Here is a 15,983-nt window from a genome sequence, read left to right on the forward strand (position 1 = left end):
CCCCCCCCCCCGCCCGGCCGCCCCCCGCCCGCCGGCCGGCCCGGACCCCCCCGGCCCGCGCGGTGGCGCTGGTCGACGGTCGCTGGGCGGTCACCTGCGGCACCGAGCCGCTGCCGGCCGGCGTCCGCTGCGGCGCCGGGCCGGCGGGTCCGGTCCAGGACCTGCCCCGCTCCGCCGAGCTCGCCGCGCTGGCCCTGCGGCTCACCGCGGAGGGCACGCCGGAGGACCCCGGGCCCCGGGTGGTGCACGCCGACGACGTGACGACCGTGCTGGCGCTGGTCCGGGCCGCCGCCGACGAGCCGCCGCTGCCCGACGTCCGGGCCCTCGACGCCGCCGCCGCGGCCGGTCCCTGGGTGCTGACCACCCTGGACGCCGTCGCCACGACCGGCAGCCAGCGGGACGCCGCCCGGGCCCTGCACCTGCACCACTCGACCCTGCAGGACCGTCTCCAGCACGCCGAGCAGCTGCTGGGCTGGGACCTGCGGGACCCCGCCGGGCGGCTGCGGCTGCAGCTGGCCCTGCACCTGCGCCGGGCGGCCCGGGCGGGCGGCAGCCGGTCGTAGGGGAGCCGCCCGGGACGTGGAACGCTGTACGGGTGATCGACGACCTGTACCTGCCGTTCGCCGAGCGCACCCCGGACACCCAGTACGCCGACGTGCTGCGCGCGATCGTCGCCGAGGGGGAGCGGACGGCCACCCGGCAGGGCGTCGAGGCCCTCACCCTGATGCAGCAGACCACCCGGTACCCGCTGCGCAACGGCTTCCCGGTCATCACCGAGCGCAGCATCAAGGGCTTCTGGCCCAAGGCGATCGGCGAGCTCGCCGCGTTCATCAACGGCGCCACCACCATCGAGGAGCTGGCCGCGTTCGGCTGCGACTGGTGGGACGCCTGGGCGACCCCGGAGAAGACCCGCAAGCGTGGCCTGCCCGACGGCGACCTCGGGCCCGGCTCCTACGGCGGCGCCTTCCACGACTTCCCGGCCCCGCCCGGCCGCCAGCCGATGGACCAGTTCACCCACCTGGTCGAGCAGGTCCGCGAGCTGCCCGAGCTGCGCACCCACTTCGTCTCGCCGTGGATCCCGCAGTACCAGGTGCGCGGCGAGGGCAAGACCCCCGGGACGACGATCGCGCCCTGCCACGGCTGGGTGCACGTCCGGGTGCTCAACGGCACCCTGCACCTGCACATGTTCCAGCGCTCGGCCGACGTCCCGGTCGGGGTGCCGGCGAACATGATCCAGTACGCGGCGCTCACCCTGATGCTCGCGCAGCTGACCGGCACCCGGCCCGGCACCTTCCACCACACGATGAGCGACGCGCACATCTACGTCGACCAGCTCGACGCCGTCCACGAGATGCTGGCCCGCGAGCCGCGCCGGCTGCCGACCCTGACCCTGACCGAGGAGGGCCGGCAGGTCACCGACATCCACGACTTCCGGGCCACCCACTTCGCGCTGGCCGACTACGAGCCGCACCCCTCGATCCGCGGCATCCCGGTGGCGTCGTGAGCGGTGGCCTGTCGCTGGTCGTCGCGGTCGCCGACGACGGCGTGATCGGGGACGCCGACGCCCTGCCCTGGCACATCAGCGAGGACCTCCGCCGGTTCCGCGAGCTGACCACCGGCCACGTCCTGGTCGCCGGTCGCCGCACCCACGAGTCGATCACCGCCCGCCTGGGCCAGCCGCTGCCCGGCCGGCACACCGTCGTGGTCAGCGGCTCGACGCCCCCCGGCGGCCCGACGGCGTTCACCGCCGGTGCGGCCACCACCGTCGCCGACCTGGACACCGCCCTGGCGACCGCCGCGCAGCTGTCGGCCGGCGCCCCGCAGCCCGGGGTCGTCGTCATCGGGGGTGCGCGGGTCTACGCCCAGGCGCTGCCGCAGGTGGGCACCGTGCACCTCACCCGGGTGCACCTGACCCCCGGCGGCGACACCTTGATGCCCGAGGGCTGGCTCGACGGGTTCACCGTCGTCGACAGCCGCGACCTCGCCACCAGCTCCGGCGCCGACGTCACGTTCCAGACGCTGACCCGTGGCTGACCTGTACTGCCCGGCCAACGCCCGGACCGCCGAGCAGGTCGCCCGGATGGCCGACCTGGAGGCCCGCGGCGTCTGCCTGTTCTGCGCGGACGCCGGCAGCGAGGCCGGTGGCGGCCAGGTGGTCACCGAGACCGCGCACTGGCGGGCCCTGCACAACGACTTCCCGTACAGCGGCGCCGCGCAGCACCTGCTGCTGGTGCCGCGCCGGCACGTCACCGACGTCCTGGACCTGGACGACGCCGCCCGCGCCGACCTCTGGACCGTCCTGCGCACCGTCCGCGGCGAGGACCGGGGTCCCTACGGGCTGGGCATGCGCAACGGCCCGTGCGAGGGCACCGGCGGCACCATCGCGCACGCCCACCTGCACGTGCTGGTCCCCGACGGCGAGCGCCCGCTGCGGATGCGGTTCAGCTCGGCCCGGTGACGCCCAGGTCCACCCAGACCAGCTCGACCCCGGCGCCGGCCAGGATCTGCTCGGCGTCCAGCACGGCGTAGGACCCCCGGAAGAAGCAGCGGGCGAACCGGGCCTCGGCGACCAGGTACGCGCACGCCGGGCACGGGAACGCCGACACGTAGAGGTCGGCGCCGGCGGTGTCGAAGGCGCCGGCCGCGGCCTGGCCGACCAGCGACGCCTCGGCGTGGATCGCCGTCGACAGGTCCGCCCGCAGCCCCCGGGAGAACTCGTTGCGCGGGTCGCCGGAGACGTAGGGCGCGTACTCGGTCGGCTGGTGCCGGTTGTGCGCCGTCGCCAGCACCTTGCCGTCCCGGGCAGCCAGCGCGCCGACCTGCCGCCACCAGTCCGACGACCTGTCCCCGGCCGCGACGGTCTGCTGCATCAGCGCGACGTGCACCGGGTCGGCGGTGGCGGCGGCCGTCGAGCCGACCGGGCGCTCCTCGGTGGCCCAGGGCCGGTCCCACCGCAGGAAGGTCCGCTCGAACCGCCACGGGACGGCGGGGGGCTGCTCGGCCAGCGCCCGGGTCACCGCCTCGTCCGGGACCACCACGACGTCGCCGGTGAGCGCACCGGGCAGGTCGGCCGGCTGCACCACCCGGGTGGTCAGCCCGTGCTCCAGCCCGACCAGCCGGGCGATCGTCGCGGCGTCCAGCCCGCGGATCTCCTTGCGCATGGCCGGGAACTGCTCGGCGAACCCCTCGCCGAGCAGCAGCACCTCGGCGGCGTCGGCGTGCTCGGCGAACAGCCGGCGGTGCCCCGCGTGGTAGATCGGCGCGTACAGCAGGACCTGCTTCACGACTCCAGGCCGGCGGAGTTCTCGAGATGGATCAGGCGCAGCCGGGCCGACGTGCTCACCGTCGACATCCGGTCCAGCACCACCACGCGGTCGCAGTACTCGGCCTCCAGCCGGGCGACCTCCTCGGCGGTGTAGGTGTCCGCCGTGGCCACCAGCACCCCGGGGCGCACGGCCTTGATCAGCGCCCACTGCTCGTGCTCGACGTGCTTGAGGGTGACGATGCCGACCCCGCGCTGGTGGGTCACCATCCGCAGCCGCTCCATCTCCGGGACGGCGGGCCGGCTGGGCCCCTTGCGCCGGCGGACCTTCTCGTCGCTGTCCACCCCGACGATGAGGAACCCGCCCAGGGACCGGGCGTGCTCCAGGTACCGGCTGTGGCCCTCGTGGATCATGTCGAAGGAGCCGCTGGTCAGCACCACCCGCAGCCCGAGGGTCTTCAGCGCCGAGCTCATGGCGGCCAGCCGCTCGAGGTCGTCGACGAACCGTTCCTCGAAGTGCGACGCGTCCTGGAACAGGTCGCTGTAGAGGCGGCCCGGTTCGGGGTTCCCGGTCACGCGGGGAGGCTACCCGTCGGCGAGGATGGGCCCATGAGCGAGCGCGCGCACGATCTCGTCCTGTTCGGGGCCAGCGGGTTCGTCGGGAAGCTGGTCGCCGGCTACCTGGCCGAGCACGCACCCGAGGGCACCCGGATCGCGTTGGCCGGGCGCACCCGGGCCAGGGTCGAGCTGGTCCGCGCCGACCTGCCGGGGCCGGGCCGCAGCTGGCCGGTGCTCACCGCCGACTCGGCCGACCCCGCGGCGCTGGCCGAGCTCGCGGCCAGCACCCGTGCCGTCGTCACCACCGTCGGCCCCTACGCCCGCTACGGCCTGCCGCTGGTCGAGGCCTGCGCCCGGGCCGGCACGCACTACGCCGACCTGACCGGCGAGGTGCTCTTCGTCCGGGACGCGATCGACGCCGCCGACGCGACCGCCCGGGAGACCGGCGCCCGCATCGTGCACGCCTGCGGCTTCGACTCCGTCCCCTCGGACCTCGCCGTCGCCGAGCTGGCCCGCCGGGCCGCCGCGGACGGCGCCGGCGGACTGACCGACGTGCAGACCGTCGCCACCGCCAAGGGCGGGTTCAGCGGCGGCACCATCGACTCGATGCGCGCCCAGGTCGCGGCGATCAAGGAGCGCCCCGAGCTGCGCCGGATCGCCGGCCACCCCTACGCGCTGAGCCCCGACCGGGCCGCGGAGCCGGCCCGGTCGGGCAGGTCGTCCAGCGCGAGGGACAGCCCGGCCTCGCCGAGCATCACCGCGGNCCACCCCGCCCACCCGCACCGCCGACGGCCGCTGGGCCGCCCCCTTCGTCATGGCCCCGTTCAACACCCGGGTGGTGCGGCGCAGCAACGCCCTGCAGGACTGGGCCTACGGCCGGGACTTCTCCTACGGCGAGGTGATGGCCACCGGCGGCGGGATCGGCGGCGCGGTGGCCGCCGGCGTCGTCACCGGCGGGCTGGCCGGCGTCCTGGCCGGGATGAGCTTCGGGCCGACCGCGGCGCTGCTGGACAAGGTGCTGCCGGCACCGGGCGAGGGCCCGGACGCAGCCACCCGCGCCCGCGGGTTCTTCCGGATGGTCACCACCGGGACGACGGAGTCCGGCCGGCGCTACCGCTCGGTCGCCGCGGGTCCGGGCGACCCCGGGTACGCCGCCACCGCGGTGATGCTCGGCGAGGCCGGGCTGTCCCTCGCGCTGGACGACCTGCCCGACCGGGCCGGCTCGCTGACCCCGGCGACGGCGCTGGGCACCGTGCTGGTCGACCGGCTGCGCGCGGCCGGGCACACCTACGAGGTCACCGAGCTGTGACCGACGTCCGGCCGGTCGAGCCCGAGGACCTGCCGCTGCTGGCCGCCGTGGAGTCCGCGGCCGACCAGCTCTTCGTCCCGCTCGGGATGACCGATTTCCCGCCGCCGGCCCCGCCCGAGCAGCGCGCCGCTGCCTGGCGGCTGCTGGTGGAGGGCCGTCCGCCGCGCGGGTTCGCCGTCCTGGAGCTGGTGGACGGCGCCGTGCACCTGGAGCAGCTGTCGGTGGACCCCGCGCACGGCCGGCAGGGCATCGGCGGCGCGCTGGTCGCGGCCGCGGTCGAGCAGGCCCGGGAGCACGGCGCGGACCGGGTGACGCTGTGCACCTACGCCGACGTGCCGTGGAACGGGCCGTTCTACGCCCGGCACGGCTTCGTCGAGCTGACCGACCTCACCCCGGGGCTGGCGCTGCTGCGCGCGCACGAGGTCGACCTCGGCCTGGACCGGTACGGCCGCCGCGCCGCGATGGAGCGCCGCCTCTAGATGATCATCGTCAGCCGCAGCGGGGACCCGCCGGGCGTGGGCGTGTCCGAGCTGCAGCTGACGATGATCAACCGCCGCGATGGTGCCGCGCTCAGCCCACCGGCGCCGGGCTGCGGACCGCGGCCAGCAGCCCGTCGGCCAGCGCCGCCGCGTCGTCGCCGGCCCCGTAGAGCCAGCCGTCGGGGCGCACCAGCACGACGTCGACGCCGAGCTGGTCGAACCAGCCGGCGTAGCTGCCCTCGACGTCCCCCACGGTCAGCACCCCGGGCGCGGCGCCGCCGAGGGCGGCGAGCCGGATGCCGAGGTCGGCCAGCGGCGCGGCGTCGACGGAGCCGAGCGCGCCGGCGTCGCGGGCCAGGAGCACGCCGGGCCCGCCGATGACGTCGTCCAGCAGGGTCGCCGGTCCACCGCCCACCCGGACCCGGCCCTGCCGCGACAGCGTGCCGCCGGCCGGACCGGTGTGCGCCCCGGGACCCAGCACCGGCCGCGGGGGAGCCGGCGGTGCCATGCCGGCGTCCCAGGCCGCGGTCATCCGGGCGTCCCGCGCGGCGGCCTCGGCCGGGTCGGAGATGCAGATGACCTGACCCAGCTCGACCGAGAACCGGACGAAGGCCTGCACGTGCGGCAGCCGCTCGGTGCCGTAGCCGTCCAGCAGCTCGTCGCCGGCCACGCCGCGCAGCACGGCGGAGAGCTTCCAGGCCAGGTTGGCCGCGTCGCGGACCCCGGCGCCCAGCCCCTGGCCGGCGAAGGGCGGCATGAGGTGCGCGGCGTCCCCGGCCAGCAGCACCCGCCCGGCCCGCCACCGCGTCGCCCAGCCGGCCTGGAAGGTGTACACCGAGTGCCGCTCCAGCTCTGCGTCGTCCGGGCCGAGGCCGAAGGGGGCGAGGAGCTCCCAGGCGGTCCCGGTGCGGTCGAGCTGCTCGCGGGTCTCGTGCGGCAGCCGCATGAACTCCCACCGCCGCCGCCCCGGCCCGCCGGGCACCATCGTGGCCGGCCGGGCGACGTCGCAGGTCTGCTCGGCCACGTGCGGGAACCGCAGGTGCGGCTGCGGCCGGACGTCGACGACCAGCCAGTCGTGGAAGTAGCCCTCGTCCTGCCAGTCCAGGCCGGCCCAGCGGCGGACCCGGCTGTTCGCGCCGTCGGCCCCGACGACCCAGCCGGCCCGCAGCGGGCGGGTGGCCCCGGCGGTGTCCCGGAGGGTGAGGGTGACCCCGTCGTCGTCCTGGTCGAGGGCGACGGCCTCCTGGCCGCGCAGCACCCGGACCGTGGGCAGGCCGGCGACGACCCGGTCCAGCGCGTCCTCCAGCGAGGGCTGGTGGAAGAAGTAGGTGTTGAACCAGCCCGACTCGCCGTGCCCGGTCCAGTCGACCTCGACCAGCGTGCGTCCCTCGCCGTTGCGCCAGACGTAGCGGTCGTCGTAGGGCTCGGTGACCTCGGGGATCGTGTCCGGGGCCAGGCCGACCGACTGCAGCACCCGGGCGAACTCGCTGTCGTGGGTCACCGCCCGAGGGAGCGGGTAGCCGGCCTCCTGCCGGTCGACGACGACGACGTCGTGGCCGCGACGACCCAGCTGGATGGCCAGCAGCTTGCCGACCGGCCCGAAGCCGACGACCGCCACCTCGGCGGACAGCGCGCTCACCACGGGTTCCGCGGGGGGCGGGTGTCGCGGTGCTCGGCGACGTAGAGCGCGGGCAGGAAGCGGGACAGGAAGGTGAACTCGTCGTAGGCGTGCTGCAGCAGCGCCCGGCCGAACTCCTCGGGCGCCTGCGCGGCGACCTGGTCGGGGGACAGCCCCTGGTCGGGGAGGTCCAGGCCGACGAAGAAGTGGCTGCGCAGCGCGGCGCCCCACCCGGTGTCCCGGGCGATGTGCAGCAGCCGGCCGCCGAGCACCCGGCCGTCGGCCAGCCGCGGGGGCTCGTGGGTCAGCCCGAGCCGCCCCACCACCGCCCCGGTGACCGCACCGGACTCCCGCGCCTTCCCGTACGCGTCGGGCTCGAAGAACTCGGCCGGGTCGCGGAACTGGATGACCAGGTCCTGGTCGGGCAGGCCGGAGAAGAACTCGCGGACGACGTGCTCGCTGCCGATGTGGGTGTCCGGTGCCAGCGTGCCCTGCCAGGTGCTGGACACGTGGTCCACCGGGTGCCACCACACGTACTCCCGGGTGGTGCAGCGCCAGCGGAACCACCACTCGAGCATCTCGCCGGTGCAGCCGTGCAGGTCGGTGCGGACGGCGACGTGCAGCGCCCCGGAGGCCAGCCGCTCCCACCCCGTCTCCAGCGGCAGCGGTGCGGGTTCCAGCAGGGACCCGACCTCGTGCAGTTCCACCCTGGGCTCCTCCTCGTCGACGGCGTGTCCGGCGCAGTCCACCCGACCGTGTGGCTCGCGTCACGACTTCCGTCCCGGAAACCGGGACGGTGCTGTTCCGTCGTCCGCGGCCGCTCCCCACGATGGCCGCCACCTGCCGCACCGATGCGGCGCCGACCAGCCAGGAGCACCCATGTCCCCTCCCCGTCCCGCGGCCGCCCACCGGGCGCAGCCTGCGGTCATCGCGCTGTGCATGGTCATCACCGTGATCGAGGGCTACAACCTCATCGTCTTCGGCTCGGTGGTGCCGCTGCTGGTCGCCGACGCCGGACTGGGCATCACCGACCAGCAGATCGGCCTGATCGGCGGGCTGGTCTACATCGGCGCGATCGTCGGCGCGCTGCTCGCACCGGTGCTGGCCCAGCGGGCCGGGCGCAAGCGGGTGCTGCTGCTGGCCATCGGGGTCTTCGCCCTCGGCGCGCTGCTCACCGGGCTGTCGACCAGCGGCGGGATGCTGGCCGCCGCCCGGTTCCTCACCGGCCTGGGCGTCGGCGGCGCGCTGACCACCGCGATGACGGTGGCCCGCAACAGCGCACCGCCGCAGCGCGGCTCGCTGGTCGTCACGATCACGATGGCCGGCATCCCGCTGGGCGGGGTGGTCGCGGCGCTGCTGGCGATCCCGGTGCTGCCGGCGTTCGGCTGGCGGCCGATGTTCGTCGCCGGTGCCGGGCTGGCCCTGGCCATCCTGGTCGCCGTCGTGGCGATGACCCTGCCCACCGACACCCCGCAGGACCTGGCCGACCGGTCGTGGTCGGGCGCGGACAAGCTGCGGGTCCTGTTCGCCGGCCGCGGCGCGGTCGTCGCCGTGGTGATCGCCGCCTGCGCGGTGGCCAACATGGTGGCCTGGCAGGGGCTCAACGTCTGGGCCGCCCAGTCGATGGTCGACCTGGGCTTCTCGCTGACCACCGCCCTGCTGCTGGCCTTCGTGCTCACCGCGGCGGCCGTGCTGGGGTCCTTCGCCACCGCGACGGCGGCCGACCGGCGCGGCTCGGCCGCCGTCGCCGTGGTCACCAGCGCCTGCACCCTCGTCGGCCTGGTCGCGGTGCTCCTGCTGCCGGTGTCCCTGCCCGGCGTGGTCGTCGCGGTGGCGCTGATGGGCATCGGCGGGCACTCGACGATGAACCTGGTGCACACCACAACATCGGACATCTACCCGCTGCCCGCCCGGGCCGCGGCGCTGGGCTGGTCCAACGGCACCTCGTTCATCGGTGCCTTCCTCGGCCCGGCGCTGGGCGGGGCGGCCATCGCCGCCGGCGGGGCCCGCGGGGTGTTCTCCACCTTCGCCGTGGCCGCCGCGGTCTGCCTGGCCGCGGTCGTCGCCCTGTGGGTGGCCGACCGGCGGTCCACCGCGGCCACCTTCCGGGTGCCCGTCGCCGACGCGCCGCCGCTCGTCCCGGCCTGACCGTGCTGAGCCCGGGCCGCCGCGGCGGCCCGGGCTCAGCGCACGCGCGGGTTGATCCGGCGCAGACCCTCCACGGCGGCCGGCAGCTTGGCCCGGAACCGCTGGGTGGGGACGACGACGGCCACGGCCTGCAGCGCCCCGGTCGGACCGGTGAGCCCGGTGGCCACCGCGCAGATGCCCAGGTCGTGCTCCTCCTCGTCGACCGCGATCCCGGTGCGGCGGACCTCGGCCAGCTCGGCGAGCACCGCGGCGTGGTCGGTGACGGTGTGCTCGGTGAACCGCTCCAGCACCGGCGGCAGCAGCTCGGTGACCCGCTCGTCGGGCAGCTGGGCCAGCAGCGCCAGGCCGATGCAGCTGGCGTGCAGGGAGAACGAGCGGCCCACCTTGGTCACCCCGCGCAGCCGCTCGGGGGAGGCGATCTGGTCGACCACCACCACCTCCCGGCCGCTGAAGACGGCCAGCTCGACGTTCTCGGCGACCTCCCGGGCCAGGCCCGCCAGCGCCGCCCGGTTGGCCGACAGCAGCCGCAGGTGGGCGTTCATGCCGAACTTCAGCAGCCCCGGGCCGAGCACCCACCCGGGACGGTCGGGCACCCGGACGACGTAGAGCTCCCGCTCCAGCCCCTGCAGCACCCGGTGCACGGTCGACCGGGGCAGCGCGGTGCGGGTGGTCAGGTCGGTGACGGTCAGCGGCCCCCGGCTCTCGGCCAGCGCGTCCAGCACCCGCGTCGCACGGCCCAGGTCGGTCATGGCTGCGCAGCCTGCCACGGGGAAGCCGACCCGACGGGCCACTACGGTCGGCACGGCCGGGAACCCGACGGGAGGACGCGCCCATGCCCGACGGTGCGGGGACCGAGCGGTTGAGCGGGGACTTCTGACGGTTGTGGTCGGCCTCGGTGGTCTCCCGGCTCGGCGGCGGGGTGGCCGGCGCGGCGACGCCGCTGCTGGCGGCCTCGATCACCCGCGATCCCCGGCAGGTCGCGCTGGTGACCGTCTGCGCGGGGTTGCCGTGGCTGCTGCTGTCGCTGCACACCGGTGCGCTGGCCGACCGGTGGGACCGCCGCCGGACGATGTGGCTGTGCGACCTGGCCTGCGCCGTCCTGTTCGCCGGGCTGGCCGGAGCGGTGCTCGCCGGCGCGGCCGGGCTGGCGCTGCTGTGCGCGGTCGCCTTCGCCGCCGCCGCGGTCGGCACCCTGTTCGACAGCTCCGCCCAGGCCGCGCTGCCGTCGTTGGTGCCGCGGCCGCTGCTGTCGGCGGCCAACAGCCGGCTGTACGTCGGCACGGTCATGGCCGGGCTGTTCGTGGGGCCGCCGGTGGGCAGCTGGCTGTTCACCTCGGCGTCCTGGTCGCCGTTCGCCGTGGACGCGCTGTCCTTCCTCGGCTCGGCGGCGCTGGTGCTGGCCGTGCGGACCCGCTTCCGCGCCCCGGCGCCGACCGGCCGCGGCCTGGGCCGCGAAATCGGGGACGGCGTCCGCTGGCTGCGGTCGCACCGGCAGCTGCGGTCGCTGGTCCTGCTGCTGACCGCCTGGAACCTGACCGAGACGGCCACGGTGAGCATCCTGGTGCTGTACTCGCTGGAGCGGCTGGACCTGGCGCCGTCGTCCTACGGCCTGCTGCTGACCTCGGTCGCCGTCGGCGGGGTCGTCGGCGCCGCGGGCGCGCCCCGGGTGGAGCGCCGGGTCGGCACCGGGACGGTCATCGCGGCCACCGTGGTGGCGACCGTGCTGGCCGACGTCGGGCTGGCGCTGACCAGCGACGCCGTGGTGGCCGGGGTCCTGCTCGGGGTCGTCGGGCTGGCCGCCTTCGCGTTCAACGTGGTGTCGGTGAGCTACCGGCAGTCCGTCGTCCCCGACGAGCTGCAGGGCCGGGTCAGCAGCGCGTACCGGTTCGCCACCTGGGGGATCAACCCGGTCGGGGCGGCGCTGGGCGGGGTCGTCGCCGCGGCGGCCGGCCTGCCGGCGGTGTTCTGGGGCGCCGCCGCGGTGCTCGCCCTGGCCGGCGCGCTGACGGCCTCCCAGCTCACCGACCGCCGCCTGGCCGCCGGGGTGACCGAGCAGACGGGTTGACGGCAGGGGCCGACGGGCAGGAGTCGGGGTGCCCCGCCCACGCACGTCGAGGAGTCCCCATGAGCCAGTCCCGCCCGGTGGTCGTCGTCGTCGGGGGAGGGTTCGCCGGCTACCACGCACTGCGCACGCTGGAGAAGACCCTGCCCGCCGACGCCGCGGAGCTCGTGCTGGTCAACCCCAGCGACTACCTGCTCTACAGCCCGCTGCTGCCCGACGTCAGCGCCGGCGTGGTGGAGCCGCGGCACATCGCGGTGTCCCTGCGCCAGCAGCTGCGGCGCACCCGGGTGGTGCTGGGCAGCGCCACCGCCGTGGACACCGCGACCCGCACGGTCAGCGTCCGGACCACCGACGACGGCGGCGCCACCGACGGCGAGCTCGAGCTGCACTACGACCGGCTGGTCCTGGTGCCCGGCTCGATCACCCGGCAGTTCGACATCCCCGGGGTGGCCGAGCGCGCGCACGGGGTGAAGACGCTGGTCGAGGCCCAGTTCCTCCGCGACCACCTGCTCCGCCAGCTCGACCGGGCCGACGCGCTGCCGGCCGGGCCCGAGCACGATGCCGAGCGCCGCGCCCGGCTGACCGTCGTCGCGGTGGGCGCCGGCTACACCGGCACCGAGATCGTCGCCCAGCTGCAGTACTGGCTGGGTACCATCGCCGCCCGCTGGTCCCGGGTCGACCCGGCTGACGTCCGCTGGGTGCTGATCGACCTGGCCGAGAGCGTGCTGCCCGAGCTCGGCCCGGAGCTGGGGGAGAAGGCGCTGGGTGCCCTGCGCCGGCGCGGCATCGACGTCCGCCTCGGCGTGACGGTCAAGGAGGCCCGCGAGGGCGAGACCGAGCTGACCGACGGCTCCACGATCCCCAGCCGCACGCTGATCTGGGGCGCCGGCGTCGCCGCCAGCCCGCTGGTCGCCACGCTGGACCGGCCGCTGCAGAAGGGCCGGCTGGTGGTCGAGGCCGACCTGTCCGTGCCCGGTGCCGACGGCGTGTTCGCCGGTGGCGACGCCGCCGCCGTCCCGGACCTGGCGCGCCGCGGGGACGAGGGCACGCCGGTCACCCCGCCCACCGCGCAGCACGCGCAGCGGCAGGGCACCGCGCTGGGCCGCAACGTCGCCGCCAGCCTGGGCTTCGGGCGGGCCAAGCCCTACCGGCACCGCGACCTCGGCCTGGTGGCCGACCTCGGTGGGTGGGACGCGATCGCCAAGCCGCTGGGCATCAAGCTGCACGGCCCGCTGGCCAAGGCCGTCGCCCGCGGCTACCACCTCTACGCGCTGCCCTCGATGGCCAACCGGGTGCGGGTGGGCAGCGACTGGCTGCTCGCCGCGCTGCTGCCGGCCCAGTCGGTCGAGGTCACCCGGATCCGTCCGGACCAGGCCCTGGTCAGCACCGCCCAGCAGTCGCAGGCGCACCTCAGGCGCTGACACCCCGCCGGCTGCGGCCGGCGTGGCAGTCTGCTGGCGTGCGGACGGCCCGGCGACTGGTGGCGTGCAGCCTCGTGCTGGCCGCCACCAGCGGCTGCGGCGTCGGGGCGGCCCTCGGCCAGCAGCCGGCGACGACGTCGGTCGACGTCGCCCCCGACCCCGTCGCGTCCCCGACGACCACGACGGCCTCGGCCCCGGCCGACCCCGTCCTGGTCGTCCGGGCGCCGCTGGGCGGGGCGGCCGGGTCCGACGAGCTGACCGTCACGCGGGGGCGCACCCAGACCGGGCTGGTGCCGCCGATGCCGGGCTGGTCGGCGGAGTGCCCGGTCGACTTCCCGGCGCTGCAGTACGTGCCGCTGGAGGTCCAGGTGGACGGCGACGACCTCGCCGGGCACCTGACCGTGGAGACGACCGCGGCCACCCCGTCCGACATCGGCCCGATCGGGGTGTTCTTCGACGGCGCCGCCGAGCCCTACTGCCAGGGCGACCCGGCGTTCGCGCTGACCGACACGTTCTGGTCGCACGGCAACTCCGGCCGGGCCACCGCCTACGTGGTGCTGCAGGACGCGGTCACCCCGGCGACACCGGCCGGGCGGCCCGAGGTGTTCAGCACCCTGGAGATCCGCATCGACCACCTGCGCACGCACTCCGGCGGCGACGTGCCGTTCACCCCGCAGACCCCGGTCGTCGGGGCCCTGTGCGCCGACGACCCCGACGCGGTCTGCGTCTCGCTGCCCTGACCGCGACACTGGACCGGTGACCGACCTCCGCTTCTGGTTCGACCCGGTCTGCCCCTTCGCCTGGCTCACCAGCCGCTGGGTCGAGGAGGTCGCGCGGCAACGGGAGTACAGCGTGCAGTGGCGGTTCATCTCGCTGCGGCTGCTCAACGCCCACGTCGACTACGCCAACCAGTTCCCGCCCGAGTACGAGGCCGGGCACACCGCCGGCCTGCGGCTGCTGCGCGTCGCGGCGCGGGTCCGCGACGAGCACGGGGACGCCCGCGTCGGCGCGTTCTACACGGCGGTCGGCACCGGCATCCACGACGCCGAGCCCACCGGCGGCACCCCGGGCCACGACCGGCGCGGCACCCGGGAATTCCTCGATCCGGTGCTCGCCGACCTCGGTCTCCCGGCCGGGCTCGCCGATGCGCTGGACGACGAGGCCCTCGACGCACGCATCCAGGCCGAGACCGACGAGGCGCTGGCGCTGGCCGGCAAGGACGTCGGCACGCCCATCCTGCAGTTCGGCCCGCCGGACGGGCTGGCCTTCTTCGGGCCGGTGATCAGCCGCCTGCCCGCGCCCGAGGACGCCGTCGCGCTGTGGGACCACGTCGTGGGGCTGGCCGCGTTCCCGGGCTTCACCGAGCTCAAGCGGTCGCTGCGCGAGCGCCCCCAGCTGCGCAGCTTCGGCGTGGAGCCCGGCGAGGTCGGCCGGACCGAGGACTGGCACGGCGGGAGCAGGCGGCAGAAGCGGTGACCGACCGCTAGCGCGGCCGGGCCAGCTGCTTGTGCAGGGCGGCCTTGACCGGGTCGGGCAGCACCGCGTTCACCGCGCCGAACACCCGGACCAGCGGTGAGGCGGCGTAGACGGTGCGGCGTCCGGCCAGCAGGGCCTCGACGCCCTGCCGGGCCACGTCGGCCGGGTCGTCCTTGGGCCCCTTGCCCATGAGGCTGCCCAGCAGCCCGGCCCGGTCGAAGAAGTCGGTGTCCACCGGGCCGGGCATCAGCGAGGTCAGGGTGACGCCGGTGCCCGCCAGCTCGCTCTGCAGGGCCTCGGTCCACGACTGCACGAACGACTTCGACGCGTTGTAGACCGCCTGGTACGGCCCCGGCATGGTGGCCGCGATCGAGGAGAGCACCAGCACCCGGCCCCGGCCGCGGGCCACCATCCCCGGCAGCAGCAGCCGGGCCAGGTGCACGGTCGAGCGGACGTCGAGGTCGACCACGGACAGGATGTCCTCGAGCTCCTGCTCCACGAACGCGCCGCCCGCGCCGACGCCGGCGTCCAGGACCAGCACGTCCAGCGGGCGCCCGGCGGCCTCGGCGGCGTCGGCCAGGTCGGCGACGGACGCGGCGCTGCGCAGGTCGCCGACCACCTCGGTGACCGACCCGCCGCGGGCACCCACCCGCCGGGTGGTGAGGGCCAGGCCGTCGGCGTCCTCGGCGGCGATGAGCAGGTCGTGGCCCTCGCGGGCGAGCCGGTCGGCGATCTCGCGGCCGATGCCGCTGGAGGCGCCGGTGACCAGGGCGAGGGGGCGCTGCGCTGTCGTCATGGCAGGCCCGCTACCCGCGCCGCCGTCCGCACCACGCGGGTCCGGCCCAGGTTGGCCCCCGCGGGCCACCCCTCGTCCCGGTCGGCTCAGCGCAGGTAGGAGGCGCCGTTCACGTCGAGGACGGCGCCGCTGCACCACAGGGCGTCCGGGCCGGTGAGGAACGCGACCGCGGCGGCCACCTCCGGCGGCTCGCCGACCCGGCCGAACGGGCTCTGCGCCCGGATGCCGTCGCCGACCGGTCCGGCCAGCAGCGACGTCGCCATGTCGGTGGCCACGAAGCCCGGGGCCACCGCGCTGACCGCGATGCCGTGGCCGCCGAGGGCCAGGGCGAGGGACTGGGTGAGCGAGTGCACGGCGGCCTTGGACGCCCCGTAGGCCATGGCCTGCGGCTCGCCCCGGTACGCGCCGCGGGAGCCGACGGTGACGATCCGGCCGCCGTCCGGGCCTTCCGGCCGGTCCAGCAGGTGCCGGACGACCTGCCAGCTGACGTTCGCCGTCCCGACGACGTTGACCGACAGCACCCGGTGCCAGGACGACTGCCACTGCTCGTAGTCGGAGTCCTCGATCACCAGCGGGTCGTGCGCCGCGGCGTTGTTGACCAGGACGTCGACCCCGCCGAGCCCGGCCACCGCATCGGCGACCAGTCCGGCGACCGCCGCCGGGTCGGCCAGGTCGCCGGAGACCAGGACGTGGCCCTCCCCGGGCAGTGCCTCGACCACGGCCCGGCCGGCGTCGAGGTTCGTCCCGGCGTGCACGGCGACCGCGTCACCGCGGGCGGCCAGGGCGTGGGCGATCGCGGCGCCGATGCCGCGGGAGGATCCGGTGACCAGGGAGCGGGTGCGCACCCCCGGCAC

General features: G+C 76.1%; 18 protein-coding genes and 1 pseudogene. 12 read left to right on the forward strand and 7 right to left on the reverse strand.

The features are described 5' to 3' along the window. The 4 genes from LFA75_RS18505 to LFA75_RS18520 all read left to right on the forward strand — a co-directional run. The coding region (locus LFA75_RS18505) for a helix-turn-helix domain-containing protein (RefSeq protein ID WP_225235064.1) at positions 1-563 on the forward strand (563 nt) is incomplete at its 5' end. A 32-nt stretch (positions 564-595) separates the two neighbouring features. Further along, positions 596-1,504 carry a thymidylate synthase gene (thyA, locus tag LFA75_RS18510; protein ID WP_225235065.1) on the forward strand — a complete coding sequence of 303 codons (909 nt, stop codon included), beginning with the start codon at positions 596-598 and terminating at the stop codon, positions 1,502-1,504. Continuing rightward, entirely contained in the window at positions 1,501-2,034 is a 534-nt protein-coding gene (locus LFA75_RS18515; RefSeq protein ID WP_225235066.1) for a dihydrofolate reductase, read from the forward strand. Before thyA ends, LFA75_RS18515 begins: the two co-directional genes overlap by 4 nt. Then, on the forward strand, positions 2,027-2,458 hold the full coding sequence (locus LFA75_RS18520) for an HIT family protein (RefSeq protein WP_225235067.1): 432 nt from the start codon (positions 2,027-2,029) through the stop codon (positions 2,456-2,458). Before LFA75_RS18515 ends, LFA75_RS18520 begins: the two co-directional genes overlap by 8 nt. On the opposite strand, the gene LFA75_RS18525 is transcribed toward LFA75_RS18520, so the two are convergent. Continuing rightward, positions 2,442-3,284, reverse strand: a complete 843-nt coding sequence (locus LFA75_RS18525; RefSeq protein ID WP_225235068.1) for a deoxycytidylate deaminase — start codon at positions 3,282-3,284, stop codon at positions 2,442-2,444. The two genes, LFA75_RS18520 and LFA75_RS18525, sit on opposite strands and share 17 nt — an antisense overlap. After that, positions 3,281-3,838, reverse strand: coding sequence for an adenylyltransferase/cytidyltransferase family protein (locus LFA75_RS18530; RefSeq protein ID WP_225235069.1), 558 nt, complete (start codon positions 3,836-3,838; stop codon positions 3,281-3,283). The genes LFA75_RS18525 and LFA75_RS18530 overlap by 4 nt, the downstream gene beginning before the upstream one ends. A gap of 33 nt (positions 3,839-3,871) precedes the next feature. On the opposite strand from LFA75_RS18530, the pseudogene LFA75_RS24170 reads away from it, so the two are divergent. The 3 genes and pseudogenes from LFA75_RS24170 to LFA75_RS18545 all read left to right on the forward strand — a co-directional run. Further along, positions 3,872-4,216 (forward strand): annotated as a pseudogene (locus tag LFA75_RS24170) (saccharopine dehydrogenase NADP-binding domain-containing protein); the annotation flags it as partial. A 418-nt stretch (positions 4,217-4,634) separates the two neighbouring features. Continuing rightward, a complete protein-coding gene (locus tag LFA75_RS18540) occupies positions 4,635-5,129 on the forward strand; it encodes a saccharopine dehydrogenase family protein (RefSeq protein ID WP_225236129.1) in 495 nt (164 codons plus the stop codon). Next, on the forward strand, positions 5,126-5,608 hold the full coding sequence (locus tag LFA75_RS18545) for a GNAT family N-acetyltransferase (protein ID WP_225236087.1): 483 nt from the start codon (positions 5,126-5,128) through the stop codon (positions 5,606-5,608). Before LFA75_RS18540 ends, LFA75_RS18545 begins: the two co-directional genes overlap by 4 nt. A 91-nt stretch (positions 5,609-5,699) precedes the next feature. On the opposite strand, the gene mhpA is transcribed toward LFA75_RS18545, so the two are convergent. Then, positions 5,700-7,247: a bifunctional 3-(3-hydroxy-phenyl)propionate/3-hydroxycinnamic acid hydroxylase MhpA gene (gene mhpA / locus LFA75_RS18550; RefSeq protein ID WP_225235070.1), complete on the reverse strand. Its 1,548-nt coding sequence runs from the start codon at positions 7,245-7,247 to the stop codon at positions 5,700-5,702. Continuing rightward, the gene (locus LFA75_RS18555; protein WP_225235071.1) at positions 7,244-7,933 is read right to left on the reverse strand and encodes a DAPG hydrolase family protein; all 690 of its coding nucleotides are present in this window, start codon (positions 7,931-7,933) and stop codon (positions 7,244-7,246) included. Before LFA75_RS18555 ends, mhpA begins: the two co-directional genes overlap by 4 nt. Before the next feature lie 172 nt (positions 7,934-8,105). On the opposite strand from LFA75_RS18555, the gene LFA75_RS18560 reads away from it, so the two are divergent. Continuing rightward, the gene (locus LFA75_RS18560) at positions 8,106-9,374 is read left to right on the forward strand and encodes an MFS transporter (protein WP_225235072.1); all 1,269 of its coding nucleotides are present in this window, start codon (positions 8,106-8,108) and stop codon (positions 9,372-9,374) included. A 35-nt stretch (positions 9,375-9,409) separates the two neighbouring features. Here LFA75_RS18560 and LFA75_RS18565 read toward each other — a convergent pair whose 3' ends face one another. Then, positions 9,410-10,123, reverse strand: a complete 714-nt coding sequence (locus tag LFA75_RS18565; RefSeq protein WP_225235073.1) for an IclR family transcriptional regulator — start codon at positions 10,121-10,123, stop codon at positions 9,410-9,412. Positions 10,124-10,254: 131 nt separating this feature from the next. Here LFA75_RS18565 and LFA75_RS18570 point away from each other — a divergent pair, with 131 nt between their 5' ends. From LFA75_RS18570 to LFA75_RS18585, 4 genes are read left to right on the forward strand one after another with little or no spacing between them, the layout of a single operon-like run. Next, positions 10,255-11,439 (forward strand): MFS transporter, encoded by a 1,185-nt coding sequence (locus LFA75_RS18570; RefSeq protein WP_263639392.1) that lies wholly within the window; start codon positions 10,255-10,257, stop codon positions 11,437-11,439. A 59-nt stretch (positions 11,440-11,498) separates the two neighbouring features. Continuing rightward, positions 11,499-12,857: an NAD(P)/FAD-dependent oxidoreductase gene (locus LFA75_RS18575; RefSeq protein WP_225235075.1), complete on the forward strand. Its 1,359-nt coding sequence runs from the start codon at positions 11,499-11,501 to the stop codon at positions 12,855-12,857. Positions 12,858-12,895: 38 nt separating this feature from the next. After that, entirely contained in the window at positions 12,896-13,597 is a 702-nt protein-coding gene (locus LFA75_RS18580; RefSeq protein WP_225235076.1) for a hypothetical protein, read from the forward strand. Positions 13,598-13,613: 16 nt separating this feature from the next. Then, positions 13,614-14,333: a mycothiol-dependent nitroreductase Rv2466c family protein gene (locus LFA75_RS18585; protein WP_225235077.1), complete on the forward strand. Its 720-nt coding sequence runs from the start codon at positions 13,614-13,616 to the stop codon at positions 14,331-14,333. A 7-nt stretch (positions 14,334-14,340) separates the two neighbouring features. Here the strand turns inward: LFA75_RS18585 and LFA75_RS18590 are convergent, their stop codons facing one another. Both LFA75_RS18590 and LFA75_RS18595 read right to left on the reverse strand, forming a co-directional pair. Then, on the reverse strand, positions 14,341-15,129 hold the full coding sequence (locus tag LFA75_RS18590) for an SDR family NAD(P)-dependent oxidoreductase (RefSeq protein ID WP_225235078.1): 789 nt from the start codon (positions 15,127-15,129) through the stop codon (positions 14,341-14,343). An 86-nt stretch (positions 15,130-15,215) separates the two neighbouring features. After that, positions 15,216-15,974 carry an SDR family NAD(P)-dependent oxidoreductase gene (locus tag LFA75_RS18595; RefSeq protein WP_225235079.1) on the reverse strand — a complete coding sequence of 253 codons (759 nt, stop codon included), beginning with the start codon at positions 15,972-15,974 and terminating at the stop codon, positions 15,216-15,218. Positions 15,975-15,983 lie beyond the last annotated feature (9 nt).

The organism is Klenkia terrae (genome assembly GCF_900491935.1).
GTDB lineage: Bacteria > Actinomycetota > Actinomycetes > Mycobacteriales > Geodermatophilaceae > Klenkia > Klenkia terrae.

Excerpts from the sequence above, each read along its gene's own strand:
- LFA75_RS18540 (WP_225236129.1), top strand. The coding sequence starts at position 4,635 with ATGGCCCCGTTCAACACCCGGGTGGTGCGGCGCAGCAACGCCCTGCAG.
- LFA75_RS18560 (WP_225235072.1), top strand. The coding sequence starts at position 8,106 with ATGTCCCCTCCCCGTCCCGCGGCCGCCCACCGGGCGCAGCCTGCGGTC.
- LFA75_RS18565 (WP_225235073.1), bottom strand. The coding sequence starts at position 10,123 with ATGACCGACCTGGGCCGTGCGACGCGGGTGCTGGACGCGCTGGCCGAG.
- LFA75_RS18575 (WP_225235075.1), top strand. The coding sequence starts at position 11,499 with ATGAGCCAGTCCCGCCCGGTGGTCGTCGTCGTCGGGGGAGGGTTCGCC.
- LFA75_RS18590 (WP_225235078.1), bottom strand. The coding sequence starts at position 15,129 with ATGACGACAGCGCAGCGCCCCCTCGCCCTGGTCACCGGCGCCTCCAGC.